Here is a 25,842-nt window from a genome sequence, read left to right on the forward strand (position 1 = left end):
CCTGCGGGACCGCCTCACCCTCAGGAGGCCTCCACGTGAGATTCAGGCCCAGCCCCCGCACCCGCAAGGTGGCGGTCGGCGCCGTCGCGCTGAGTGCGGTCGGTGCGATGAACGCGCCCGCGGTCATCGGGTACGCCTCGCACAAGTACCACGAGTACAAGATCAATCAGCCGTCCTACAAGGCGCGGTACGGCCACTGGGACGTGGTGAACGTCCCCGAGCGCTTCCGGATCAACTCCATCCACGCCGCGCTGCTGCACACCGGCAAGGTGCTGATGATCGCCGGTTCCGGCAACGACCAGAAGAACTTCGACGCGGGTACGTTCCAGAGCGTCCTGTGGGACCCGGTGAGGAACACCTTCAAGGAGATCGACACGCCGAAGGACATGTTCTGCGCCGGCCACGCCCAGTTGCCGGACGGCAAGCTGCTGGTCGCGGGCGGCACCCGGCGGTACGAGAAGCTCAAGGGCGACGTCACCCGGGCCGGCGGCCTGATGGTCGTCAAGAACGAGGACCCCGACGAGCCGAGGACGCTGCGCAAGGGCACCGTCTTCCGCAGCCCGAAGGGGGTGGAATACCGCGCGCAGTTCCCCGTGGTGGTGCCGCGCGCCAAGAAGCAGCCGGCCGCCGACGGGAGCGGGAGGACGGGCGTCACCGCGAGCCAGGCACGGGTGTACGTCGAGGCGGTGCGGCACGGCAAGGCCGGGGTGACGAACACGGCCGCGCAGTACGACATCAAGGGCCTCAAGGGCGCGGACGCCCGTAACCACTACGGTCTGGCGGCCAAGCTCGGCCTGGACAAGAAGGACTTCCAGGGGCTCAGGGACGCGTACGAGTTCGACCCGGTCGCCGAGCGGTACCTGCACGTCGACCCGATGAGCGAGGCCCGCTGGTACCCGACCCTGGTGACGCTCAAGAGCGGCAAGGTCCTGGCGGTCTCCGGGCTGGACGACATGGGCGAGATCATCCCGGGCAAGAACGAGATCTACGACCCGAAGACCCGCACCTGGTCCGCGGGGCCGCACCGCTATTTCCCGACCTATCCCGCGCTGTTCCTGACCGGCGACGGCAAGCTCTTCTACTCCGGCTCCAACGCCGGTTACGGTCCGGCCGAGAAGGGCCGCGTGCCCGGCATCTGGAACGTCGGGAAGAACACCTTCACCCCGGTGCCCGGCCTGTCGGAGGCCGACCGCACCGAGACCTCCGCCTCCGTGCTGCTGCCGCCCGCGCAGAAGCAGCAGGTCATGCTCCTCGGCGGGGGCGGGGTGGGCGAGTCCCCACGGTCCACCGGGCGTACCGCGCTGGTGGACCTGACCGAGAAGCACCCGCGGTACCACGCCGGGCCCCCGCTCTCGGAGGGCACCCGCTACCTGAACGCGGTGCTCACCCCCGACGACAAGGTGTTCACCAGCGGCGGGTCCCGCGATTACCGGGGCAAGGGCGCCAGCGACAACCACAAGGCGCAGATCTTCGACCCGCGCACGCGGGCCTTCACCCGGGTCGCGGACCCGGCCGTCGGGCGCAACTACCACTCCGAGGCGCTGCTGCTGCCGGACGGCCGGATCGCGGTGTTCGGTTCGGACCCGCTGTTCTCGGACCGCGCGAACAGCCGGGACGGGGAGTTCGAGAAGCGCATCGAGGTCTACACGCCGCCCTACCTGTACGAGCGGTCGCGCCCCGCGGCGGCGCACGGCCCGGTCGAGCTGGAGCGGGGCGGGACCACCCGCTTCACCGTGGCCGGCGTCAAGAAGGTGAAGACCGCCCGGCTGATGCGCCCGAGCGCCGTCACCCACGTCACCGACGTGGAACAGCGGTCCATCGCGCTGGACTTCACGCGGCGCGGCGGAAAGCTGTCGGTGAAGGTGCCCGGCAGTCACTCACTGGTGCCCCGGGGCTGGTACATGCTCTTCCTCACGGACTCGCGGGGGACGCCGTCGCAGGCGACGTGGGTGCATGTGAAGTGACGGGGTCCGCGGCCGGCGCCGGGAAGGCGGAGGCGGCGCCGGCCTGCTGCGGTTCGGGCCGTTGCGGCGGCTCGGGGGACGGCTGTTGTGGGGACTCCGGGTCCGGCCGGCGCGGCGGCTCCGGCGCCTGCGGGGGCTCCAGCGAACCGCGGACGAGCTGGAGCGCGTAGTCGGTCCACCACTGGCCGGCCGGCGGCCCGCCGCGGCAGGTGCCGTCGGACTCGCCGGGCCGCTTGACCCACAGGTAGGCGTCCACGAGCGGGTGCCCGGTGTGGGTGGTGGGGGGTGTGCCGAGCGCGCGATCCGGCGGGTTGCACCAGCTCTCCGTGTCGCTCCCCTGACCCTGGCCGTCCGGGGGCGGGCCGTTGCCGTTGCGGCTGGTGTCGATCACGTAGTGGGCGCCGCCGAGCGCCCGGGAGAGCTTGTCGCCGTACTCCTCGCTGACCTCGGTGGTCTGGAAGTTGGAGACGTTGAGCGCGAAGCCGTCGGCGCGTTTGACGCCCGCGGACGACAGGTACCGGGCGAGCGCGTCGATGTCCTTGATCCAGGAGGCGTTGCCCGCGTCCACGTAGACCGAGGCCCCCGGGCGCGCCTTGAGGGTGCGGACCGCCTCGTCCAGCAGCGCCAGGCGGTCGGCGCGGGCGCGGTTCCGGCAGCCGGCGACGGTGTGCGGCACCGCGTCCGGCTCCAGTACGACGACCGCCTTGCGGTTGCCCAGTCCTTGGGCCAGCCGGGCGACCCACCGGCGGTAGGCGCTGTCGCTGCCGGCGCCGCCGGCCGAGTAGTGGCCGCAGTCGCGCTGCGGGATGTTGTAGGCGACGAAGATCGGGACCTGGCCGTCGCCCGCCGCCTCTTCGGTGATGCGTGCGACGCGGGGCGTGGGGTTCTCCTCGGTCAGCCAGACGGCCACGGGCCGGTCGGCGATCCGGCGCAGCAGGCTCGCCTCCGCCTCGCGTCCCCGCTCGGCGAGCACCCGTGCCTTGCGGGCGCCCGCGGTGTCGGGGTCGACCCAGAAGCCGGTCGGCTCGCCCTCGGGTGCCGCGGCCCAGCATGCGGCGGTCAACATCCCGAGCAGCGGCAGCACGCCCAGGGCCACGCCCACCCGGTTATTTCGCCTGCTCATCAGCGGCCTGCCCAGTCATCGGCGTCCTTTCCTTCGCGGTGCGCTCCGTACGGCGCGCCACACAACGAAACGGTCATTCCATGTCATACCCTTTCAGAGTGTCATGGAATGACCGTCGTTCGTGTTATTTACCGCCCGGCTGCGCCGAGCCGCGAAAGGGTGGCACGCCGTCAGGGCACCTCGGGTAGCGCGTACTCGGACATCGCGTCGATCAGCCAACGCGCCAGGTGGTCGGCGAACGAGGCGCGCGGCAGCAGCCGGTAGGTGTCCTCGGCCGTCCGCCAGAGGATGACGGGGACGGAGCCGAGCTGGGTGCCGACCGCCCGGCCCGGGGCGAAGACCCGCGGGTGGAGGTCGAGCGGACACCCCTTGTCCAGCACGTCCCGGGCCGCCGGGCCGCGCAGTTCGAGGACGGTGCGGTTGCCGGAGACGTCGACGGCCGAGCCGGGCTCGCCGGCCAGCGCCTCCTGCAGTTCGGCGGTGAGCGGGGCCGCGCCGGGCGGCGCGACCACCAGCCACTCATCGGGACCGAGCCACAAGGTGGTGCGCGGTCCGGCCGGCGCCGTCTCCCCGCAGCGCGCGGGCAGCGCGGCGCCGAGGCACTTCTCGACGCGGGCGGCGGCGAACGATTCCGGGTCGACGCGCAGGCTCACCATCGTGGCGTACGGCCACTCGCTGACGGCGACCCCGCGCGGCCCGGTGACGGTGGCGTCCCGAAGCCGGTCGGCGAAGTGGGCGAGCGGGCTGCGGCGGAGCGCCGCGGGTCCGGCGGCGGTGTCGGTGAGGGTCGGCTCAGCCATCGCGCTTGGTCCCTTCGGGGTCGTAGAGGACGGGTCCGGTGACCTCGACGGGTACGAGGTCGTCGCCGACGACGGCGAGCAGGGTGTCACCGATCCGGTCGCGGCCGCTCTTGACCAGCGCCAGGCCGAACGGGCGGCCGAGCGCCGGGCTGTAGTAGGCGGAGGTCACGTGCCCGAGCATCGGCACCGGGCCGTCCTCCGGCGTCACGGGGACGCCCTGGTCGATGATCTGGGTGCCTTCGGGGAGGCGGGTGGTGCGGTCGGTGGGCAGCAGGCCGATCAGGTGCTTGCGGTCGGCGCGCGCGGTGTCGGGCCGCGAGAAGGAGCGTTTGCCGACGAAGTCCTTCAGCTTGGAGACCACCCAGGCCATCCCGGCGTCCTGCGGGGTGACCGTGCCGTCGGTGTCCTGGCCGACGATGATGAAGCCCTTCTCGGCCCGGAGCACGTGCATGGCCTCGGTGCCGTACGGGGTGATGCCGTACGGGCGGCCCGCCTCGTACACCTCGTCCCAGACCGCCCTGCCGTACCAGGACGAGACGTTGATCTCGAAGGCCAGCTCGCCGGAGAAGGAGATCCGGCAGACCCGCGCCGGCACCCCCGAGGCGAGCGTGGTCTCGCGGAAGGTCATGAAGGGGAAGGCGTCGTTGGAGACGTCCAGGTCGGGCGCCACCTGAGCGAGGACGTCACGGGACTTGGGGCCGACGACGGCGACGGTGGTCCACTGCTCGGTGACCGAGGTGCACTTGACGTCCAGCTCCGGCCACTCGGTCTGGAGCCACTCCTCCAGCCAGTCCAGGACGGCGGCGGCGTTGCCGGTCGTGGTGGTCATGAAGTAGCGGTCCTCGGCGACCCGCAGGGTCACGCCGTCGTCGAAGATCATGCCGTCCGGCTTGCACATCACGCCGTAACGCGCGAACCCGGGCTTCAGCTTCTTGAAGCCGTTGGTGTAGATGCGGTTGAGGAACTCCCCCGCGTCGGCGCCCCATATCTCGATCTTGCCGAGGGTGGAGGCGTCCATGACGGCGACGCCCTCGCGGGCGGCCCGGCACTCCCGCTGCACGGCGGCGTCCATGTCCTCGCCGGCCTGCGGGTAGTACCACGGCCGCTTCCACTGCCCGACGTCCTCGAACTCCGCGCCCTGCTCGACGTGCCAGTCGTGCACCGAGGTCCGGCGCACCGGGTCGAACAGCTCACCGCGCTCGCGCCCGGCCAGGGCGGCGAAGGCGACGGGCGTGTAGGGCGCGCGGTAGGTGGTGGTGCCGATGTCGCCCGGCGAGCACGCCGGCGAGCCGGCCTCCTTCAGCAGCTCGCCGATGACGCCGATGGCGTTGACGCCGGAGGTCTTGCCCTGGTCGTTGGCGGTACCGAGCGAGGTGTACCGCTTGACGTGCTCGGCGCCGCGCATCCCGGCACCGGTGGAGCGTCGCACGTCGGCGACGGTGACGTCCCGCTGGAGGTCCACGAAGTGGGTGTCCCAGGCGCCGGGGTCGTCGCCCTCGCCGGGGACCAGCCAGACCGGTCGTACCGGCGCGGGCGGCTCCGGCGTCCGCGCGTCGGGGACGACGGTCGCGTACCCCGCTTCCGCCGCGGCCAGCGCGCCGGCCCGGGCCCCGGCCGCGGCGCAGTCCGCCGGGCCGTATGTGCCGCACACCGCGCCCGCGAGGTGCTGCCCGCGTACGGCTTCCACAGGAACGAACCCGGCCACGTCCTCGTCCCAGCGCAGCTTGCCCTGCCGCTGACTGTGCAGATGGACCACCGGGGTCCAGCCGCCGGAGACCGCGAGCAGGTCGCAGTCGAGGGACCGGGCCGGGCCGCTCACCCGGCCGTCCTCCTCCAGCGCGCGCACGGTGACGCCGGTCAGCCGCGGGTCCCCCGCGGTGCCGGTGACCACACCGCCGGTCAGCACCTCCACCCCGGTCCCGGTGGCGAAGTCGCCGGCCCGGTCGGAGAGTTCGGTACGGGTGTCGACGACGGCGGCGACCTCGACGCCGGCCGCGCAGAGGTCGGCGGCCGTCTCGTAGGCGCTGTCGTTGGTGGTGGCGACGACGACGCGGCGGCCGGGCGCCACGGCGTACCGGTTGAGGTAGCTGCGGACCGCGGAGGCGAGCATGATGCCGGGCCGGTCGTTGTCGGCGAAGACCAGCGGTCGTTCGTGGGCGCCGGTGGCCAGCACGACACGTGCCCCCCTGATGTGCCACAGCCGCTGCCGCGAGACGCCCGCGGGCGCTTCGCTGCCGAGGTGGTCGGTGCGCCGCTGCACGGCGAGCACGTAGTTGTCGTCGTAGGAGCCGAAGGCGGTGGTGCGGGTGAGCACCGTCGTCTCGGGGGCCGCGTCCAGTGCGGCCCGGGTCTCGCGCACCCAGGCCCGGGCGTCGCGGCCGTCGACCGTCTCGCGGCGCCCGGAGAGCAACGCACCGCCGGGCTCGGGCTGTTCGTCGACGAGGAGCACCCGGGCGCCGGTGGCCGAGGCGGTGGCGGCGGCCGCGAGCCCGGCCGGGCCCGCACCGATGACCAGTACGTCGGTGTGCACGTACTTCTTGTCGTAGACGGCCGTGTCGGGCGTCGGGTCGAGGCGGCCCAGGCCGGAGAGCGTGGTGGCGGAGAGGCCGTCGTGGAGCTCGACGGTGGTGGCCGGGAGCATGCCCTCGGAGCAGTCCCCGGCGAGCTGGAGGAGCGCGTTGGGTTCCTCGACGCCGGCTGCGGTGATGCCCCGCGGTCGGCCGCGGTAGATCGAGGGCGCCACCTCCACGGCGCCGGAGGCCAGCAGCGCGGAGGCGACGGTGTCGCCCGGGTGGCCGGTCAGTTCGCGGCCGTCGACGGTGAAGCGGAGCGTGGTGGCGCGGTCGACGCGACCCCCGTGGGGAAGGCGGCAGTGCTGCTCGGTCATCGGTTCCCTCCCTCGGACAGGGCGTCGGGGCGCTGCTCGTCGAGCCGGTAGGTGGCCAGCACCTGGTAGGTGGCGGTGTCGCGGACGGCGTTGAACCAGCGGCGGCAGCCGGTGGCGTGCGACCACCGCTCGGCGAAGGGACCCTTGGGATTCTCGCGGTAGAAGACGTACTCGGCCCACTGCGGGTCGTCGAGGTCGGCGGGGGACTCGGGGTACGGGAGATGGGCCTGGCCCCCGTAGTGGAACTCGGTCTCGTCGCGGGGCCCGCACCATGGGCAGTTCAGCAGGAGCACGGTGCCGTCCTCTCAGTGGGCCACGGCGGCGGCGCCGTGTTCGTCGATCAGGGCGCCCGAAACGAAGCGGTCCAGGGCGAAGGGTGCGTTGAGGGGGTGTGCCTCGCCGGTCGCGATGGTGTGCGCGAAGGTCCAGCCGGCGGCCGGGGTGGCCTTGAAGCCGCCGGTCCCCCAGCCGCAGTTGACGTACATGTTCGCCACCGGCGTGGCGGAGATGATCGGCGAGGCGTCGGGGGTGACGTCGACGATGCCGCCCCAGGTGCGCAGCACGTGCGCGCGGGCGAAGATCGGGAAGAGCTCGACCGCCGCGGCCATCTGCTGCTCGATGACGTGGAAGGCGCCGCGCTGCCCGTAGCCGTTGTAGGAGTCGACGCCGGCGCCCATCACCAGCTCGCCCTTGTGCGCCTGGGAGACGTAGACGTGCACGTGGTTGGACATCACGACGGTCGGATGGACCGGTTCGTGGAGCTCGGAGACGAGGGCCTGGAGCGGGTGGGACTGCACGGGGAGGCGGAAGCCGGCCTTCTCGGCGAGGACGCTGCTGTGGCCGGCGGCGGCGAGTCCGACCCGGCCCGCGTTGATGCGGCCGCGGTCGGTCTCCACGCCGACGACCCGGTCGCCGTCCTTCACGAAGCCGGTGACCTCGCAGTGCTGGATGATGTCGACGCCGAGTTCGTCGGCGCGGCGGGCCAGCGCCCAGGCCACGTGGTCGTGCTTGGCGATGCCGGCCCGCGGCTGGTACGTGGCGCCGAGTACGGGGTAGCGGGTGTCGGCGGAGACGTTGAGGATCGGGCAGACCTCGGCGACCTCCTCGGGGCCGAGCCACTCCGCGTCCACGCCGTTGAGCCTGTTCGCGCCGACCCGCCGGACGCTCTCCCGGACGTCCTGGAGGGTGTGCGCGAGGTTGAGGACGCCGCGCTGGCTGAAGAGGAAGTCGTAGTCCAGCTCGGCCGGCAGGCCCTCCCACAGCTTGAGCGCGTGTTCGTAGATCGCCGCGCTCTCGTCCCAGAGGTAGTTGGACCGGATGATGGTGGTGTTGCGGGCCATGTTGCCGCCCGCGAGCCAACCCTTCTCCAGGACCGCGACGTCGGTGATGCCGTGGACGGTGGCGAGGTAGTAGGCCGTGGCGAGGCCGTGGCCACCGCCACCGACGATCACCACGTCGTAGGAGGACCGGGGTTCGGGGTTGCGCCAGAGATGCTCGGGGTGCTCGGGCAACGGCTTCGTGCTCATGCGGTGGCTCCGTTCGGGCCCGGGTACAGGGGGAACTTCTCCGCGAGCGCCGTGACGCGGCCGCGCAGCGTGGCGGCGCGCGCCTCGTCGGGCTCGGCCATCAGCGTCTGCGCGATGACGTCGGCGACCTCGCGGAACTCCGCGGTGCCGAAGCCGCGGGTGGCCAGCGCCGGGGTGCCGATGCGCAGGCGGAGGAGACCATCGGCGGGCGGGGGTCGAAGGGGACGGCGTTGCGGTTGACGGTGATGCCGATGCGGTGCAGCCGGTCCTCGGCCTGCTGCCCGTCGAGTTCGGAGTTGCGCAGGTCGACCAGGACGAGGTGGACCTTGGTGCCGCCGGTGAGGACGGAGACGCCGGTCTCGGCGACGTCGTCGGCGAGCAGCCGCCCGGCCAGGATGCGGGCGCCCTCCAGCGTCCGCCGCTGCCGCTCCGCGAACTCCTCGCTCGCCGCGACCTTGAACGCCACCGCCTTCGCCGCGATCACATGCTCCAGCGGGCCGCCCTGCTGACCGGGGAAGACCGCCGAGTTGATCTTCTTGGCGAGCTCCGCCTTGGCGAGGATCACGCCGCCGCGCGGGCCACCGAGCGTCTTGTGGGTGGTCGTGGTGGTGACATCGGCGTACGGCACGGGGCTGGGGTGCAGCCCGGCGGCGACCAGGCCGGCGAAGTGCGCCATGTCGACCATGAGGTACGCGCCGACCTCGTCCGCGATCCGGCGGAAGGCGGCGAAGTCCAGCTGACGCGGGTACGCGGACCAGCCCGCGACGATCAGCTTCGGCCGGTGCTCGCGGGCGAGCTTCGCGACCTCCGCCATGTCGATGCGCAGGTCGTCCTTGCTGACCTGGTACGGGACGACGTTGTAGAGCTTGCCGGAGAAGTTCAGGCGCATGCCGTGGGTGAGGTGGCCACCGTGCGCGAGATCCAGGCCCAGGATGGTGTCGCCCGGCTTGAGCAGCGCGAACATGGCCGCGGCGTTGGCCTGCGCGCCGGAGTGCGGCTGCACGTTGGCGTATTCGGCACCGAACAGTTCCTTGACGCGGTCGACGGCCAGCTGCTCGACGACGTCGACGTGCTCGCAGCCGCCGTAGTAGCGGCGGCCGGGGTAGCCCTCGGCGTACTTGTTGGTGAGGACCGAGCCCTGGGCCTCCATGACGGCGAGCGGCGCGAAGTTCTCCGACGCGATCATTTCGAGGGTGGACTGCTGGCGGTGGAGTTCGGCATCGACAGCGGCCGCGACCTCGGGGTCCAGCGTGCCGAGCGGGGAGTTGAGGGCGTTCGAAGGTTTCGCTGCCATCTGCGGCGCTCCTAGAATCCGCTTGAAGCCCGACTGATATATCAGACTGTGCGGTAAGGTATGTGAGCCCGGAGAACAGGTCAAGAGGTGCCCAGATGAATGGTCCCCAGCCCCCAGCGGAGGAGCTGTCGCTCGCCGAGCAGGCCTACCGCGCGATCCGGGACCGACTGGTCCTGCTGGACATCAGACCCGGCGCCCCGATCAACGAGGAACAGCTCTCCCAGTCCCTCGGCTTCGGCCGCACCCCGATCCGCGAAGCGCTCAAGCGCCTCCAGTACGAGCGGCTGATCGCGACGTTCCCCCGCCGCGGCACCTTCGCCACCGAGGTCAACATCACCGACCTCGCGCACCTCTCCGAAGTCCGCCGGCAACTGGAGCCGATGGCCGCCTCCCAGGCGGCCCGGCGCGCCACCGCCGGCGACCGCGACCGGCTGACCGACCTCCAGCGCCGGCTGGAGAGCGCGAGCGAGCAGGGTCGCAGCCCGGACGATCTGATGCGCCTGGACCTGGCCGTGCACCGCGCGATCTACGCCGCCACGCACAACCCGTACCTGGAAGACACCCTCGTGCGGTACGACAACCTCGCCACCCGCGTGTGGTGCCTCTTCGTCGACCGACTGCCCGGCATGGCGGGCCACGTCGGCGAGCACGGCCCCCTGCTGCGCACCATCACGGCCGGCGACGCCGACAAGGCCGCCGAGCTGGCCCGCAGCCATGTCGAGGGCTTCGAGCGCGCGATCCGCGAAGCTCTCTGACCCACCTCCGGAACGAACGCAGGTTCCATTGCGGTCCGTGATGTTCTGACCTTGGTTTCCCCGGGGCCGGGCGACTTTGGGACCGTATACCGAAGGGGACCGGGGGAACTCGACAGCACCGCGCGGCAGTGGCCTGCGGCGCGGCGGGGCCCGGCGGCGACGGTCCACCGTCGAGCCACAGCGCGGCGCACCGGCCCCGCGCCGGACCAGTCGAGGTGACCCTGATGACGACGACAGCCCAGCCCACGACGACGGCCCCACCCGGCACGACCCTGCCCCAGGCGGAGCCGCCGCCCCTCGCCGCTCCCCCGACACCGCGACAGATGCGGGCCCTGGGCGCCTTCGCGACCGGGGTGACCGTGGTGACCGGCCTGGACGCCGCGGAGCCGGTCGGCTTCACGTGCCAGTCCTTCGCCTCGGTCTCCCTCGCTCCCCCGCTGGTGCTCTTCTGCGCCGACCACCGGGGCCGCAGCTGGCCACGGATCAGGGTCGCCGGCCGGTTCGCGGTCAACGTGCTGGCCGAGGACCAGGCGGAGCTGAGCGCGCGCTTCGGATCGCGGACGGGACGGAAGTACGAGGGGCTGTGCTGGGAGCTGTCGCGCTGGGGCACGCCGTCGCTGCCCGGGGCGCTGCTGCGCGTGCACGCCGAGATCGCCGACGTGTACGTCGCCGGGGACCACGACGTGGTGATCGGGCGGGTGCTCGCACTGGAACCGGGACGCGAGGCCCGCCCGCTGCTCTACCTCCGCGGCCAGTTCGTCAGAACCGCGGCCGCTCCCGCACCGCCCAACTGGCCGCAGTCCCGGCCTGCGTGAGAAAGGCCGGCGTGCGGCACCAACCGGCTCGCTCGCGCCCTCACCCGGCGGACTCGCACCTCGGCCCGGCTCAGCACACCGTCGCCGAGCCCTCCGGTTCCTGTCCTCCGGGTCCCGGCATCCGGGCGGCGATCACGGCGATGTCGTCGCTGCTGTCCGCGGCCGGCCCCGAGACCAGGGTCCGGCAGAAGTCGTCCAGCGGCTCGCCAGCGAGCCGGGCCGCCTGCCGGCGCAGCCGTTCCAGGCCCACATCGATGTCCTCGTCGGGCCGTTCGACCAGGCCGTCGGTGTAGAGGAGGACGGTGCTGCGCGGCGGCAGCGGTTCGATGGTGCTCGCCCGTTCCTGGTCCGGGGCGAGCCCGCCGAGCATGATGTCCTGGGCGGCGTCCAGGTACCGGGCCTCGCCCTCGGCCGTGACCAGCAGCGGCGGCGGGTGCCCCGCGACGCTGAAGTGCAGCTGCCAGGGGCCGCCCGCCGGACCCTCGATCCGGGCGTACACGCAGGTCGCCGTGCCCTCTTCGGTGCCGAGGATCTGGGTGCTCACGTCCAGCCGGCGCAGGATGTCACCGGGCGGCTCCTGCCGGTCCACGACGAGGCTGCGCAGCATGTTCCGCATCTTGCTCATGGCGACGGCGGCGGTCAGGTCGTGGCCCGCGACATCGCCGATGATCAGGGTGGTCGCGCCGTCGGGGAGTACGAAGGAGTCGTACCAGTCGCCGCCGACCTCGTCCGCCATCGAGCTGGGCAGGTAGCGGGCGACGATCTCCAGCCCGTCGACCAGCGGCGGGTCGGTGAGCAGGCTCCGCTGCAGTGCGAGGGCGATGCGCTGGGTGTGCCGGAGCTCCAGGGTGTTGCTGAAGACCGGCAGGGACTGGTCCAGGACGGCCCGGACGAGGCCCAGCTCGTCGCGGCCGAACGACTGCCGCGGACGGCACGCGTAGACGGCGACCACCGCGTGGACGCTGCCGGCGATGGTGACGGGGAACATCACCACGTCGTGCACCTCCGCCGCCTCCGCCCACGGCGCGACGCCCGGCGGCACCTTGTCGGGCTGCACGGGGCCGGGGGCGAGCCTGCGGTGGACCGGGCGGCGCTCGCGGATCGCCTGGTCGAAGGCCGAGCCGGGCGTCACCCGTTCGGGGCGCAGCGGGGCCACGGCCGGGGGCAGCCCGTCCCGGATGGTGGAGGAGATCCGGTGGATGATCCCCGCCTCCCGCTCGGCGCCCGGCTCGCTCTCGGGGAAGAGGTACACGCCGCAGGCGTCGGCCAGCTCCGGCACGATCACCCGGCCGACCGCCGCGAAGGCCCGGTCGGCGTGGGCCGACTCCGTCACCGCGGCGGAGGCCCGCGCCAGCAGCGCCTTGCGGCGGTCGGCGACCCACTGGTCCTCGACGTCGGCACAGGCGCCGACCCACTCCACGACCCGGCCGTCCTCCCGGATCGGGACCGCGCGCAGCTCGCAGTGGCGGTAGCAGCCGTCCCGGTGCCGCAGCCGAAACCGGTGCTGGAACAGCTCCGGCACCTCCCGCACCGCGCGCCCCCACGCCACGGCGAGCTCCGGCCGGTCGTCGGGGTGCGCGGCGTCCAGCCAGCCGCGGCCGCGGAGCCGGTCCCAGGCCATGCCCGTGACCGTCTCCCAGCCGGGGCTGCCTTCCACGAGCCCGCCGTTCCGGTCGGTGACCCACACCTTCTGGGCGCCGGCCGTGACCAGGCTCTGGTACCGCATGAGGGCGCGGAGCCGTTTTTCCGACAGCATGCGGGCCCGCTCCCGTGCGGTCACCTCGCCGGTGACCTCCATGGCCACCAGCAGCACGCCCACGTCGTCCGGTGTGCCCACCCGCCCCTCGGGCGCGGCCCGGGAGAGGCTGAGGCTGAACCACCGGTCGCGCACGTCCCCTTGCGCGTCCTCGATGCGGACCGGCCGGTCCGGGCCGATCTGGACCGGCTTCCCCGTCCGGTACACCTCGTCCAGAAGGGTGAAGGCCTCCTGCGGTTCCAGGTCGGACATGACCTCGCGCGCGGGCACGCCGAGCGGCCGGTCGCCGAAGAGCTGCCGGTAGACGGCGTTGGTGTACGTGAGGACGTGGCCGGGCCCGCGGAAGACGGCCACCGCGACCGGCGCCGGGTCGAACACGTCCAGCGCCGGGATGACCAGGGGTTTCCGGTCCCCCGTGCCGTCCGTGCCGTCCGTGCCGTGCGGCTGCTCGGTCACCATCGCGCCCACTTCCACGTCGCCTGCCTCTCATTATCTACTCAATAGGGCATGTTTCCGCTGAAAAGAGTGCGTGAATGGGTGGGCCGGACCGTACACCGGCCGGAAATCGCCGGCCCCGGCGGCGACGGCCCCGGCCGTGCCGGAGGCGCTGGCAGGATGCTCGGCATGACCGACCATCCGCTGCTCGGAACGTACGAGGTGCCCGCGCTGGAACCGTTCCTCGCCCGGATCGGCGAGCTGTTCGCGGCGGGCCCTGCCCACGACTCGGGGTGTCGCACGTACGGCGTACGGCTGCCGGACGGCGCACGCTGGGCCGTGAAGGAGGCCCTGACGGACGCGGCGCAGCGGTCGCTGGACCGCGGCTGGGCGTTCCATCAGGCGGTGCAGCACCCCGTGATCGTCCCGCAGGTGCACCGGTTACGGGTGGGCGAGCGGTCGGCGGTCGTGCTGCCCTGGCGGGACGGCGAGTCGCTGTACCACCGGGCGCCGGCGGCCGGCCCCGGACAGCGACCGGGCGGCGCGCTGGCGCGGTTCCGCGCGCTGCCCGTGGCCCGGGTGCTGGCGGCGCTGGACCTGATCCTGGAGGCGCACCTCGCGGTGGAGCGGGCCGGGCATGTCGCGGTGGACTTCTACGACGGTGCGGTGCTGTACGACTTCGCCACGCACACCCCGCACCTCATCGATCTGGACGAGTACCGCCGCGGGCCGTTCGTCGTGCAGGAGGACCGACTGCCGGGCTCGCGGCGGTTCATGGCGCCCGAGGAGTGGGTGCGCGGCGCGATCATCGACGCCCGGACGACGGTGTTCACCCTCGGGCGTACGGCGCGGCTGCTGCTGGACGCGGGCGACGAGGAGCGGGCCTGGCGCGGCACGCCGCGGCAGCGCGCCGTGATAACCCGAGCCACGTGCGCCGATCCGCCGCACCGCCACGCGAGTGTGCGGCAGTTCGTCGGGGAGTGGCGGCAGGCGTGTGACGGGCCGGTGATCGACCCTCATGCACCCCTTGGCCGGGGCGAGTTGATGCATTAATCTACCGAGCAGCACGGTGCATTAATGCATCGAGGAGGGATGCGCGCACCGCGGCGGCGCCCGGTCAGGCGATGGCGTCGTCGGACGTGGAACCCAACGGGTCGAGCGCGGAGAGCAGATCGGGATGGACCTCGAAGGAGTCGAGCAGGCCGGTCAGGCGCAGCACGCGGACGACACAGGCGCTGTCGTCGTCCGAGATGAGCCGCAGCCGTCCCTCGCGCGCCAGGATCCGCAGCCGCGCCCGGCACAGCAGCGACAGTCCGCTGCAGTCCACGAACGTCACCCGCCGCAGGTCCACGACCAGGTCGGGTCGGCCCGCGCTGGTCAGCAGGTCCATCCGGTCGGCCAGGTTGACCTTCGCCAGAATGTCCAGTTCCCCACAGAGTTCGATGACCGTGGTGGTGCCCACGGCCCGTTCACGGCCCCCGAAGGACCGCCTCTCTTCGGCCATCCCCGTCCCCACTTCACTGTTCGGCCGAGACGCGCGATCGCGCCGTACACCGGCGATGGAGGCTTGCGGAGGTGGGGGACACCCGCGGAGAAAGGTCAGCAACGACCACCGTCGACGTTCGGGGATCCGCGCCGTGCCGGCCGTCGGCAGGGTCCGGGTCATCGGCCGGTCCGTTACGTGTGAATACGGTGTACCCGGCTCTGCTGGCCTGAGTCAACAACTTGGTTGTACCGGAAAGTTGTTGGCCCTCTTACGCCACTCCTCGCCACCCCCCGCGCTGGCTCCTCTCCGCGTGTGCACGGACGGAAGGCCCGCGTGCCGTGATGCGTCCGGACGGGCGGGGAGCGCCGACCCGCACGGACATGCGCCGATGCCCCCGCCTTCCCCGTTCGGCGCTCCCCGTCGCCGGGCACCGGCCTGCCGCCTGCGACGGGTCCGTGAGAAGAAGGTCCTGACAGGTCTTCGGCGCACTTCGATACGCCGGCGCTCACCAGCGGCCGCGCCGCGGGCACCGCTGCCCCCCCTCTTGCGGCCCGCCCCCGCACCACCGTGGCGGTGATCGCCACCACTCGGGTGATTATCGGCGTCCTCGCGGGGCACCCGGCGCACCTGGGACGCCGGTACTCACCCGGTCGCACGACCGCGGCCCCGGCCCGATGGCGGGCCGGAAGGGTGCGTGCCAGCGTGTCCAGGGGTGGCGTCGCCACCGGGCCCCTGCTGCCGATATTGCGAGGACCGTGATGGAACGACCCAGAGTGCTGATCGTGGGCGGCGGTTTTGCCGGCGTGGAATGCGCCCGCGCCCTCGAACACGGCCTGGAGGCCCGCGAGGCCGAGCTGACGCTGGTCTCCCCCACCAACTACCAGCTCTATCTGCCCCTCCTGCCGCACCTCGCGGCCGGTGTGGTCACCCCCCAGTCGATCGCCCCGTCACTGCGCCGCATCCTGCGCCGGACCCGGCTCGTACCGGGCGGTGTGATCGGCGTGGACAGCGCGAACAAGGTCTGCACGGTCCGCCAGATCACCGGCGAGACCATCAACCTGTCGTACGACCACCTCGTCCTCACCCCCGGCTCCGTCACCCGGACCTTCGACATCCCGGGCCTGACCGAGCACGCGCTCGGCATGAAGACGCTCGCCGAGGCCGCGTACATCCGCGACCACGTCATCGCGCAGCTCGACATCGCCGCGTGCTGCGCCGACCCGGCCGAGAAGGCGGCCCGGCTGCAGTTCGTCGTGGTCGGTGGGGGGTACGCGGGCACCGAGACGGCGGCGTACCTGCAGCGGCTGACCAGCGCGGCGGCCGAGCGGTACGCGGGCCGCATCAATCCGGACGAGATCAAGTGGCATCTGATCGACATCGCGCCGCGGCTCATGCCCGAGCTGGGCGAACGGCTCGGCACCAAGGCGATGGAGCTGGTGCGGAAGCGGGGGATGGAGGTGTCGCTCGGGGTGTCCGTGAAGTCGGTGACCGGGGACACCGTGACCCTGACGGACGACCGGGTGCTGCCCTGCCACACCCTCATCTGGACCGCCGGGGTGGCCGCGAGCCCGCTGATCGGCACGCTCGGCGCGGAGACCGTGAAGGGCCGGCTGGCGGTGCACTCGGACCTGTCCGTGCCGCGTATGCCCGGCGTCTGGGCCTGCGGTGACGCGGCCGCCGTGCCGGACATCACCAAGGAGGGCGGCGCGGTCTGCCCGCCCACGGCGCAGCACGCGCAGCGGCAGGGCAAGCACGCCGCGAAGAACATCATCGGCTCGCTCCGCGGGCAGCTGTGCACGCCGTACAAGCACAAGGACCTGGGGCTGGTGGTCGATCTCGGCGGCGCCGACGCGGTGTCCCGGCCGCTGGGCAAGGAACTGGTCGGCCTGCCCGCGCAGGTGGTGGCCCGCGGCTACCACCTGATGGCCCTGCGGACCGGCACCGCGCGGTTCCGTACCGTCGCGAACTGGCTGCTCAACGCCACGGCCGGCGACGACTTCGTGCGGACCGGGTTCCAGTCGGGGCGGGATGCGACGCTGCGCGACTTCGAGCGCACGGACGTCTACATCTCGCCGGACGACGTACGGGCGCAGAGCGGCGGCGGTCGCCGGAACGGCTGACGGCCGGGCATACCCACAGCGGCCGGGCGGGGTTCAGTCCCGCTCGGCCGCTTCGTCGTCGGAGGGCAGGTCGCGGGCGCCCAGGCGGAGATGCTCGATGTGGTAGACGGCCTCGTCGAGGAGCTGGGCGACGTGGTTGTCGTACAGGCTGTAGACGATGCGGCGGCCCCGGCGGGCGCCGGTGACCAGACCCAGCGCGCGCAGCAGCCGCAGCTGGTGGGAGACGGCCGACTGCTCCATGCCCACCGCTTCGGCCAGCTCCCCCACCGGGCAGGCGCCCTGCCGGAGCCGGGTGAGGATCATCAGCCGTGACGGCGTGGCCAGCGCCTGCAGCGTGGCGGCGATGGTCGCGGCGGACTCCGCGTCCAGGTGCTCGGCCGGCGTGACCCGGGCGTCGACTCCATGTCCCATGCGCCCATCGTAACGACCAGCATATTTGAAGACCTCTTCATGTATTCGGTTATGGTGGCGGCGACGCGTACGAATGAAGACCTCTTCATGCGTACGTGGTTCCACGTCCCCGTCCGCACCCTCGTGCCTTGGGTCCCCACCCGGGCACGAACCCGCTTCCGAGGTGTCTCTCATGGCTCCCACGCTGGCCGACGAGCACACGGCCGCCGCGGCCACCGCTCCCGCGCCACCGGCCCCCGCGGCGCTCCCCCGCCGCACCCGGCTGCTCGCGCTGCCCGAGGTCCGCTGGGCGGCGCTCGCCGCGCTCGCCTTCCTGATCGCCTTCCCGCTCGACCTCGCGGGCGCCCCCGCCTGGGCGTGGGGGCCGCTGTACGCCGTGTGCTACGCGGCGGGCGGCTGGGAACCGGGCTGGGCGGGCCTGACCGCGCTGCGCGAACGCACCCTCGACGTCGACTTGTTGATGGTCGTGGCAGCGATCGGCGCCGCCGCGATCGGCCAGTACCTCGACGGCGGGCTGCTGATCGTGATCTTCGCCGTCTCGGGCGCGCTGGAGGCGCTGGCCACCCGGCGCACCGAGGACTCCGTACGCGGCCTGCTGGACCTCGCGCCGTCCACCGCCGTACGGCTGACCGCGGCCGGCGAGGAGACCGTGGCCGCCACCGCGCTGGCGGTCGGTGACACCGTCCTGGTCCGCCCCGGCGAGCGGCTGCCGGCCGACGGCACCGTGCTCGACGGCGCGAGCGAGGTGGACCAGGCGTCCATCACCGGCGAGCCGCTGCCCGTCGAGAAGCGCACCGGCGACACCGTGTTCGCGGGCACCCTCAACGGCACCGGCGCCCTGCGCGTCCGCGTCGAGGCGGACGCCTCCGAGTCGGTCATCGCCCGCATCGTGACGATGGTCGAGGAGGCGAGCGGCACCAAGGCGCCGACCCAGCTGTTCATCGAGAAGATCGAGCAGCGGTACTCCGTCGGCGTGGTGGTGGCCACCCTCGCGCTCTTCGCGATTCCGCTGGCCTTCGGCGCGGACCTCACCGCGACGCTGCTGCGCGCCATGACCTTCATGATCGTGGCATCCCCCTGCGCGGTCGTGCTGGCCACCATGCCGCCCCTGCTCTCCGCCATCGCCAACGCCGGCCGGCACGGCGTCCTGGTGAAGTCGGCGGTGGCGATGGAGCGGCTGGGCTCGGTCGGCCGCGTCGCGATGGACAAGACCGGCACCCTCACCGAGGGCGCCCCGCGGGTCGCCGCCGTTCAGGCGCTGTCCGGCTTCGGCGAGGACGAGGCGCTGGCGGCCGCCGCCGCTGCCGAGCTCCCCAGCGAGCACCCGCTCGCCCGCGCCGTGGTCACCGCGGCCCGCGACCGCGGCCTGCGCCCGGCGGACGCGGCGGACTTCTCCTCCGTGCCGGGCCGCGGCGTCCGCGCGAGCGTGGCAGGCCGCACGGTCGAGGTCGGCAGCCCAGCGGGCCTGCTGACGGCCGAGGGTGCGGACGGCTCGGCAGCGGCCCGAAAGGCCGACGCCGGGTACGAGGCCGCCGGGCACGCGGCCGCCCGTCAGGCCGTCACGGCGCACGAGGAGGACGGCCACACCGCCGTGGTCGTGCTGATCGACGGCGCGCCCGCCGCCGTGCTCGCGCTCGCCGACCGGCTGCGCCCCGGCGCGCCCCGCGCCGTCGCCCGGCTGCGCGCCCTGACCGGCGCCGAGCCCGCCCTGCTGACCGGTGACAACGCCCGTACGGCCGCCCGTACCGCCGACGAGTCGGGGCTGACCGACGTACGCGCCGGGCTGCTCCCCGAGGACAAGGTGGCGGCCGTACGCGCCTGGCAGGAGCGGGGTGAGCGGGTCCTGGTCGTGGGCGACGGGGTCAACGACGCACCCGCGCTGGCCGCCGCCGACAGCGGCGTGGCGATGGGCCGGGCCGGCTCGGACCTGGCGCTGGAGACCGCCGACGCGGTGGTCGTCCGGGACGAGATCGGCGCGGTGCCCACCGTCGTGGCGCTCTCCCGGCGCGCCCGGCGGCTGGTGCTCCAGAACCTCGTCATCGCGTCGGTGTGCATCGGCGGCCTGGTGGTCTGGGACCTGGTGGGCCACCTGCCGCTGCCGCTGGGCGTGCTGGGCCACGAGGGCTCGACCGTCGTGGTCGGGCTGAACGGGCTGCGGCTGCTGCGTACGGCGGCGTGGCGGCGCGCGGCGGAGGCGCACTGAAGCTCGGCGGCGTCTCCGCGTACCGGAACACGCCCCGCTCTTCCGGGGAAGCAATTGACCTCAACATTGGTTGAGGTCATAGCTTCCTGAGGTGTCGCCGGTCATCCCGACCGCGACGGATGACCACGCACCCGGAGGACCGCGATGGACATGGAAGTCGCCGCCTGGCATTCGATGCACAGCTCCCTGACCGCGCAACAGGACAAGCGTCCCTTCTCGCGCGCGACGGTGCGCCGCATCGCGGCCTTCGCCCGCCCGCACCGGCGCAACCTCGTCGCGTTCCTGCTGCTCAGCACGGTCACGGCCACGCTGGCCGTGGCCACTCCACTGCTCGCGGGACGGGTCGTGGACGCGATCGAGCACCGCTCCTCCACCGGGCTGGTGCTCGGCCTGTCCGGGCTGATCGCCGCCATCGCGGTCGCCGAGGCGGGCCTCGGCCTGGTGACCCGCTGGCTCTCCGCCACGATCGGCGAGGGCCTGATCCTGGACCTGCGCACGACCGTGTACGACCACGTGCAGCGCATGCCGGTCGCCTTCTTCACCCGTACCCGCACCGGCGCCCTGGTCAGCCGCCTCAACAACGACGTCATCGGCGCGCAGCGGGCGTTCAGCGACACCCTCTCCCAAGTCGTCGGCAACCTCGTCACGCTGGTCCTCACGCTGGTCGTGATGATGGCCCTGTCGTGGCAGATCACCCTGATCGCCCTCGTACTGCTGCCGGTGTTCGTGCTGCCGGCCCGGCGCGTCGGCCGGCGCCTGGCGCAGCTGCGCCGGGAGGCCGCCACGCACAACGCCACGATGGGCACGCAGATGACCGAGCGGTTCTCGGCGCCCGGTGCCACGCTGGTCAAGCTCTTCGGGCGGCCCGAGCGCGAGTCCGCCGAATTCGCCGCACGGGCGAGCCGGGTGCGGGACATCGGCGTCCGTACCGCCATGGTGCAGACGTTCTTCGTCACCGCCCTCACCTTCGTCTCCGCGCTCGCCCTGGCCGTCGTCTACGGGCTCGGCGGCTATCTCGCGCTCCGCGGCGTCCTGGGCCCCGGCGCAATCGTCTCCCTCGCGCTGCTGCTGACCCGGCTCTACGCCCCGCTGACCGCGCTGTCCGGCGCCCACGTCGAAGTCATGAGCGCCCTCGTGAGCTTCGAGCGGGTCTTCGAAGTGCTGGACCTCAAGCCGCTGATCAGCGAGAAGCCGGACGCCCGCCCGGTACCCGACGGCCCGCTGGCGATGGAGTTCGACAACGTACGGTTCGGCTACCCGGCCGCCGACAAGGTCTCCCTGGCCTCCCTCGAAGAGGTCGCGACGCTGGACACGAGGGGCGGCGACGAGGTCCTGCACGGCGTGTCCTTCCGCGCCGAACCGGGCCAGATGATCGCCCTGGTCGGCTCCTCGGGAGCGGGCAAGTCCACCATCGCGCAGCTGCTGCCGCGGCTGTACGACACGGACGAGGGCGCCGTACGCATCGGGGGCGTGGACGTGCGCGACCTGTCGGCCGCCTCGCTGCGCGAAACCCTCGGCATGGTCACCCAGGACGGCCACCTCTTCCACGACTCGCTCCGCGAGAACCTGCTGCTGGCCCGGCCCGAGGCCACCGAGGAGGAGCTGTGGGACGTGCTGCGCCGAGCCCGGCTGGACGGGCTGATCGCCTCGCTGCCGGACGGCCTGGACACCGTCGTCGGCGAACGCGGCTACCGGCTCTCCGGCGGCGAACGCCAGCGGCTGACCATCGCCCGCCTGCTGCTGGCCCGCCCCCGGGTGGTCATCCTGGACGAGGCCACCGCCCACCTGGACAACACCTCGGAGGCGGCGGTGCAGGAAGCGCTGTCCGAGGCGCTGGCGGGCCGCACGTCCCTGGTGATCGCCCACCGGCTGTCCACCGTACGCTCCGCCGACCTCATCCTCGTCCTCGAAGGCGGCCGGATCGTGGAGCGCGGCAGCCACGAGTCGCTGCTCGCGGCGGGCGGGCGCTATGAGGAGCTGTATCGCACCCAGTTCGCCGAGTCCCCGGCGGAACAGAAGGCGGCGGCGAACTGACCACGGCGCCGGGCGCGCGGCCACTTACGGCCGGTGCCCGACGAGGACGCCGCCTCAGGTGGCGCATCTCCCGACACGTACGGCGTCACCGGCCGGTCCCGCCCCTTGGCGGCGACCGGCCGATGCCGAACACTCGAAGGGTGACTCAGCGCGCTGAACACTCGACCGTCATGGACCGCCTCGCGATCGACGACCTCGTCACCGATTACGCCATAGCCGTCGACGACGGCGACTGGGCCGCCTACCGGCAACTGTTCACCAAGGACGGCCGGGCGGACTACCGCTCGGCCGGCGGCATCGAAGGCGGCTGGGAAGAGATCGCCGCCTGGCTCGCGGACATGATGCGCCACTTCCCCGTCCGCCAGCACCTGATCGTCAACCGCCGGATCACACTGGACACCCGGGACGGCGCCCCCGGCGACACCGCCACCGTACGGGCCGACTACCTCAACCCCATGCGGCTCGCCGACCCGTCGGCCCCGCCCGCCACGGACCTGCCCGCCGAGGACCCGCGCGGCCACGCCGCGCTCGTGCCGAACTACACCTGTGCCGGCCGCTACTCCTTCACCGCCCGCCGCACCGCGGACGGCTGGCGCCTGGCGGAGGTCGTCGTGCACGAGAAGTGGCGCCAGGTCGGAGCGGTGCCGAAGGGGTGAGCCGCTCGTGATCAAGACATAGGGGGACGTCCTCCGCACGGCTTCCTCCGAGCGAGGGTCGCCGCGCCCCCTGTGCCTGATCGTTGTCGTGGCGCACACTGGGCGTCCGACCCGAGAGGGGCCGACCCACAAGGGCCCGGCCCGAGAGGGGGCACACGGTATGCGCCGCCCGGCCGGCCGAGAGGACGGGAGCCCCGGCTCCCCCTGGTGGCGCGCCATCGCCGCGCTGGTGGCGGGCGCGCTGCCGGCCCTGTGCTTCCCCGCGCCCGCCCTCTGGTGGCTCGCGTACGTCGCACTGGTCCCCTGGCTGGCTCTGCTCGCCACGGCCGCCACGCCGCGGCGCGCCGCGCTGGAGGGCTGGCTGGGCGGCACCGCCTTCATGCTCGCGGTGCACCACTGGCTGCTGCCCAGCCTGCACGTCTTCCTCCTCGTCCTGGCCGCGCTGCTCGGCGCGCTCTGGGCCCCCTGGGGCCTCCTCGTCCGCGACCTGCTGCGGAACCGCCCCACGGCAACCGGCACCCGCGGCCCCGGACCGGCCCGGTGCGCGGCAGCACTGGTCCTCGTACCGTCCGGCTGGCTGGTCATCGAACTGGTCCGCTCCTGGGAGTACCTGGGCGGGCCGTGGGGCGTGTTCGGCGCGAGCCAGTGGCAGGTGGCGCCGGCGCTGCGGCTCGCCTCCCTCGGCGGTGTCTGGCTGCTGACGCTGCTGCTCGTCGCGGTGAACACCGCGCTGGTGCTGGCCCGCACCGCGTGGCGGGCCGCGCTCGCCGGGCTGCTGACGATCGCCGTCGCGGCGGGCGCCGGCTGGCTGTGGACACCGCGCCCGCAGCCCGCCGGCACGACCCGGATCGCGGTGGTCCAGGCGGGCATGGTGAACGGCCCGGACGCCCGGTTCGCGCGCGGCGAGGAGCTCACCCGCCGCCTGGCGGGCCGCGGCGTGGACCTGGTCGTCTGGGGCGAGAGCAGCGTCGGCGCCGACCTGACCCACCGCCCGGACCTACGTGCCCGGCTGGCCGCACTCGCCCGGGAGGTGGACGCCGACCTGCTGGTCAACGTGGACGCCCGGCGCGCCGACCGCCCCGGTATCTACAAGTCGTCCGTGCTGATCGGTCCGCACGGCCCGACCGGCGACCGCTACGACAAGATGCGCCTGGTGCCGTTCGGCGAGTACGTACCGGCCCGCTCGATACTGGGCTGGGCCACCAGCGTGGGCAAGGCCGCCACGGAGGACCGCCACCGCGGCACGCGCCAGGTCGTCATGGCAACGGGGCCGGCCGGCGACGGCCTGCGCTTCGGCCCCCTCATCTGCTTCGAAACGGCGTTCCCCGACATGAGCCGCCGGCTGGTCCGCCAGGGTGCGGGCATCCTGGTCGCGCAGTCCGCCACCTCCTCCTTCCAGGACAGCTGGGCCCCCGCGCAGCACGCCTCGCTGGCCGCACTGCGTGCCGCGGAGACCTGGCGGCCGATGGTGCACGCGACGCTGACGGGGGTCAGCGCGGTCCACGGTCCGCACGGCGAGCAGGTCGGCCCCCGCCTGGGCACCGACCGCGCCATCGCCGCCGTCTACGACGTCCCCCTGGCCCACGGCACCAGCCCGTACGTCCGGCTCGGCGACTGGCCCCTGTACGCCGCCCTCCTCGCGATCGCGCTGCACTGCCTGGGCGCGGGGGTACGGGCGGTACGGAGCCGGTCGGCGGGGCCGGGCGGCAGCGGGGCCGGAGGCCGCCTCACCGGGACGGACGACACTCGTTGTCCAGCGTCTCGGTGATCGCGCGCTGTTCGGCGCCTGGATGATCACCCGCTGTTCAGCGCCTCGGTGATCACTCGTTGTCCAGCGCCTCGCTGATCACTCGTTCGCAGAGTTCGTGGGTACGGAGCGCGTCCTCGGCGGTCAGCAGCTTCCCGGCGCGCACGGCGTCCAGGAAGGCCAGCACCGCCTGCTCGATGCCGCGCTGCCGGGCGACCGGCACCCAGTCGCCGCGCCGCCGCAGGCTCGGCTGCCCCTTGTGGTCGATCACCTCGGCGAGGTTGACGACCTGCCGCTTGGTGTCCTGCCCCGAGACGTCGAGGATCTCCTCGGCCGAACCGCTCACCCGGTTCATGGTGCCGATGGCGGAGAACCCGTCACCGGCCAGATGCAGCACCACGTGCTCCATCAACCCGTCCCGGATCCGGGCCCGTACGTGCACCTGGTCGACGGTCCCCGGCGCCAGGAACCGCAGCGTGTCGACGACGTGTATGAAGTCGTCCAGCACCAGCGTGCGCGGATCCTCGGGCAGTCCGACCCGGTTCTTCTGCATCAGGATCAGTTCGCGCGGGTGCTCCAGGCACTGCGCGTACGCGGGCGCGTAGCGGCGGTTGAAGCCGACGGCCAGGCTGACGCCGCGGTCCGCCGCCCGGCGAACGATCCGCTCGCTCTCGTCGTAATGGTAAGAAATCGGCTTGTCGACATAGGTCGGCACACCGGCTTCGACGAGCCGACCGACGATCTCCGGGTGCGCCCCGGTCGGCGCATGCACGAACGCCGCGTCCAGCCCGGCCTCGAGCAGCGACTCCAGGTCGGCATGGCGCTGCGCGGCGGGCAGGTGGAGGGTGTCGGCGACCCGTTCCAGGGTGGCGGGCGTACGGGTCTGCACGTGCAGCTCGACCCCGGGCTGCGCCCCGAGCACCGGCAGATACGCCTTCTGTGCGATGTCACCGAGGCCGATGCAGCCTAGCTTCACAGTGCTTCACCTCTGAGGTATCGGGCCGGGCCAAGAGGCCGGCGTCGCTGAGCGTCCGAGCCTACGCGGCCGGGCGACGGCCTCGGACGGCGCCGGGTGGGGGCCGGTCTCGGGCGGGGGTCGGTCTCGGGCGCGAGGCACGCGCTGCCGGCTCGCGCCTCCGGAGCAGCCCGAGGCGTCCACCGCATCCCCTTCCGACAGGCTGGCGCAAAATTGCGGGCCGTGCGGGCCGAACCAGGAAAAACCGGGTCAGCGCGCACCGCAGCGGCCATGCTGAGCGGCATGACAACATCCGATCCAGCACGCGCCGTACCCACCGGCACCGGCGACGAACTCACACAGGTGGTGCGCTGGCTGGACTACCACCGCGCGACCCTGGCCGTGAAATGCACGGGGCTCACCGAAGAACAGCTGCGCACCCCCTCGGTGCCACCCTCCGAGCTGACCCTGCTCGGCCTGCTGCGCCACATGGCCGAGATGGAGCGGCACTGGTTCCGGCGGATCATGACCGGCGAGGACCTCCCGTGGCTCTACTGCGACGAGGAGGACTGGGACCACGACTGGCACTTCGGTGAGCAGGACACCGCGGCCGAGGCCCTGGCCACCTGGCAGACGGAGGTGGAGCTGGCCACGAAGGCCGCCGAGGGGCGCGTCCTGGACGAGCCGGCACCCGACCGGTTGCCGGGCAAGGAACTGACGCTGCGCTGGATCTACCTGCACATGATCGAGGAGTACGCCCGCCACAACGGCCACGCCGACCTCCTCCGCGAACGCATCGACGGCGACACGGGCGTCTGACCCCACACCACCCCCGGCGCCGCACGCATACCCGACCGGCGCCCGGCTGTGCAGGA

At 72.9% G+C, this 25,842-nt stretch carries 19 protein-coding genes and 1 pseudogene; 10 read left to right on the forward strand and 10 right to left on the reverse strand.

Annotation, left to right across the window (positions count from 1 at the left end; all coding sequences use genetic code 11):
• The first annotated feature begins 35 nt into the window (after positions 1-35).
• Positions 36-1,964: a radical copper oxidase GlxA gene (glxA, locus tag IF20_RS03195; RefSeq protein WP_052863320.1), complete on the forward strand. Its 1,929-nt coding sequence runs from the start codon at positions 36-38 to the stop codon at positions 1,962-1,964.
• Here glxA and IF20_RS03200 read toward each other — a convergent pair.
• The 6 genes and pseudogenes from IF20_RS03200 to glyA all read right to left on the reverse strand — a co-directional run bounded on the left by IF20_RS03200 (position 1,912) and on the right by glyA (position 9,594).
• A complete protein-coding gene (locus IF20_RS03200; RefSeq protein ID WP_110943736.1) occupies positions 1,912-3,087 on the reverse strand; it encodes a glycoside hydrolase family 6 protein in 1,176 nt (391 codons plus the stop codon). The genes glxA and IF20_RS03200 overlap by 53 nt on opposite strands.
• A gap of 170 nt (positions 3,088-3,257) precedes the next feature.
• Positions 3,258-3,887, reverse strand: a complete 630-nt coding sequence (locus IF20_RS03205; protein WP_052863321.1) for a sarcosine oxidase subunit gamma — start codon at positions 3,885-3,887, stop codon at positions 3,258-3,260.
• Positions 3,880-6,774 (reverse strand): sarcosine oxidase subunit alpha family protein, encoded by a 2,895-nt coding sequence (locus tag IF20_RS03210; RefSeq protein ID WP_052863322.1) that lies wholly within the window; start codon positions 6,772-6,774, stop codon positions 3,880-3,882. The genes IF20_RS03205 and IF20_RS03210 overlap by 8 nt, the downstream gene beginning before the upstream one ends.
• Positions 6,771-7,067 carry a sarcosine oxidase subunit delta gene (locus IF20_RS03215; RefSeq protein WP_052863323.1) on the reverse strand — a complete coding sequence of 99 codons (297 nt, stop codon included), beginning with the start codon at positions 7,065-7,067 and terminating at the stop codon, positions 6,771-6,773. The genes IF20_RS03210 and IF20_RS03215 overlap by 4 nt, the downstream gene beginning before the upstream one ends.
• A 12-nt stretch (positions 7,068-7,079) precedes the next feature.
• On the reverse strand, positions 7,080-8,300 hold the full coding sequence (locus tag IF20_RS03220; RefSeq protein ID WP_052863324.1) for a sarcosine oxidase subunit beta family protein: 1,221 nt from the start codon (positions 8,298-8,300) through the stop codon (positions 7,080-7,082).
• A pseudogene (glyA, locus tag IF20_RS03225) lies at positions 8,297-9,594 on the reverse strand (serine hydroxymethyltransferase). The gene IF20_RS03220 and the pseudogene glyA overlap by 4 nt, the downstream one beginning before the upstream one ends.
• 95 nt (positions 9,595-9,689) lie before the next feature.
• Here glyA and IF20_RS03230 point away from each other — a divergent pair.
• Entirely contained in the window at positions 9,690-10,349 is a 660-nt protein-coding gene (locus IF20_RS03230; RefSeq protein ID WP_052863325.1) for a GntR family transcriptional regulator, read from the forward strand.
• Positions 10,350-10,573: 224 nt separating this feature from the next.
• Positions 10,574-11,164: a flavin reductase family protein gene (locus IF20_RS03235; protein WP_110943737.1), complete on the forward strand. Its 591-nt coding sequence runs from the start codon at positions 10,574-10,576 to the stop codon at positions 11,162-11,164.
• Between the two features lie 70 nt (positions 11,165-11,234).
• Here the strand turns inward: IF20_RS03235 and IF20_RS03240 are convergent, their stop codons facing one another.
• Positions 11,235-13,394: a SpoIIE family protein phosphatase gene (locus IF20_RS03240; protein WP_234426463.1), complete on the reverse strand. Its 2,160-nt coding sequence runs from the start codon at positions 13,392-13,394 to the stop codon at positions 11,235-11,237.
• Between the two features lie 150 nt (positions 13,395-13,544).
• On the opposite strand from IF20_RS03240, the gene IF20_RS03245 reads away from it, so the two are divergent.
• Positions 13,545-14,408: a serine/threonine protein kinase gene (locus IF20_RS03245; protein ID WP_052863513.1), complete on the forward strand. Its 864-nt coding sequence runs from the start codon at positions 13,545-13,547 to the stop codon at positions 14,406-14,408.
• A 64-nt stretch (positions 14,409-14,472) separates the two neighbouring features.
• On the opposite strand, the gene IF20_RS03250 is transcribed toward IF20_RS03245, so the two are convergent.
• The gene (locus tag IF20_RS03250) at positions 14,473-14,859 is read right to left on the reverse strand and encodes an STAS domain-containing protein (protein WP_052863327.1); all 387 of its coding nucleotides are present in this window, start codon (positions 14,857-14,859) and stop codon (positions 14,473-14,475) included.
• 740 nt (positions 14,860-15,599) lie between these two features.
• On the opposite strand from IF20_RS03250, the gene IF20_RS03255 reads away from it, so the two are divergent.
• Positions 15,600-16,961, forward strand: coding sequence for an NAD(P)/FAD-dependent oxidoreductase (locus IF20_RS03255; RefSeq protein ID WP_052863328.1), 1,362 nt, complete (start codon positions 15,600-15,602; stop codon positions 16,959-16,961).
• Positions 16,962-16,994: 33 nt separating this feature from the next.
• Here IF20_RS03255 and IF20_RS03260 read toward each other — a convergent pair whose 3' ends face one another.
• Complete coding sequence (locus IF20_RS03260) at positions 16,995-17,372, reverse strand: ArsR/SmtB family transcription factor (RefSeq protein ID WP_052863329.1); 378 nt, start codon at positions 17,370-17,372, stop codon at positions 16,995-16,997.
• Between the two features lie 172 nt (positions 17,373-17,544).
• On the opposite strand from IF20_RS03260, the gene IF20_RS03265 reads away from it, so the two are divergent.
• From IF20_RS03265 to lnt, 4 genes are all read left to right on the forward strand, one after another.
• Positions 17,545-19,575, forward strand: coding sequence for a heavy metal translocating P-type ATPase (locus IF20_RS03265; protein ID WP_110943738.1), 2,031 nt, complete (start codon positions 17,545-17,547; stop codon positions 19,573-19,575).
• Positions 19,576-19,719: 144 nt separating this feature from the next.
• Positions 19,720-21,609 carry an ABC transporter ATP-binding protein gene (locus IF20_RS03270; protein ID WP_052863330.1) on the forward strand — a complete coding sequence of 630 codons (1,890 nt, stop codon included), beginning with the start codon at positions 19,720-19,722 and terminating at the stop codon, positions 21,607-21,609.
• A gap of 140 nt (positions 21,610-21,749) precedes the next feature.
• Positions 21,750-22,265 carry a nuclear transport factor 2 family protein gene (locus tag IF20_RS03275; protein ID WP_052863331.1) on the forward strand — a complete coding sequence of 172 codons (516 nt, stop codon included), beginning with the start codon at positions 21,750-21,752 and terminating at the stop codon, positions 22,263-22,265.
• Positions 22,266-22,425: 160 nt separating this feature from the next.
• Positions 22,426-24,033 carry an apolipoprotein N-acyltransferase gene (gene lnt, locus IF20_RS03280; protein ID WP_052863332.1) on the forward strand — a complete coding sequence of 536 codons (1,608 nt, stop codon included), beginning with the start codon at positions 22,426-22,428 and terminating at the stop codon, positions 24,031-24,033.
• A 52-nt stretch (positions 24,034-24,085) separates the two neighbouring features.
• On the opposite strand, the gene IF20_RS03285 is transcribed toward lnt, so the two are convergent.
• A complete protein-coding gene (locus IF20_RS03285) occupies positions 24,086-24,988 on the reverse strand; it encodes a Gfo/Idh/MocA family protein (protein ID WP_052863333.1) in 903 nt (300 codons plus the stop codon).
• A gap of 282 nt (positions 24,989-25,270) precedes the next feature.
• Here IF20_RS03285 and IF20_RS03290 point away from each other — a divergent pair, with 282 nt between their 5' ends.
• A complete protein-coding gene (locus tag IF20_RS03290) occupies positions 25,271-25,786 on the forward strand; it encodes a DinB family protein (protein ID WP_052863515.1) in 516 nt (171 codons plus the stop codon).
• Positions 25,787-25,842: the final 56 nt, after the last annotated feature.

The sequence above is a fragment of the Streptomyces niger genome (genome assembly GCF_000718305.1).
GTDB lineage: Bacteria > Actinomycetota > Actinomycetes > Streptomycetales > Streptomycetaceae > Streptomyces > Streptomyces niger.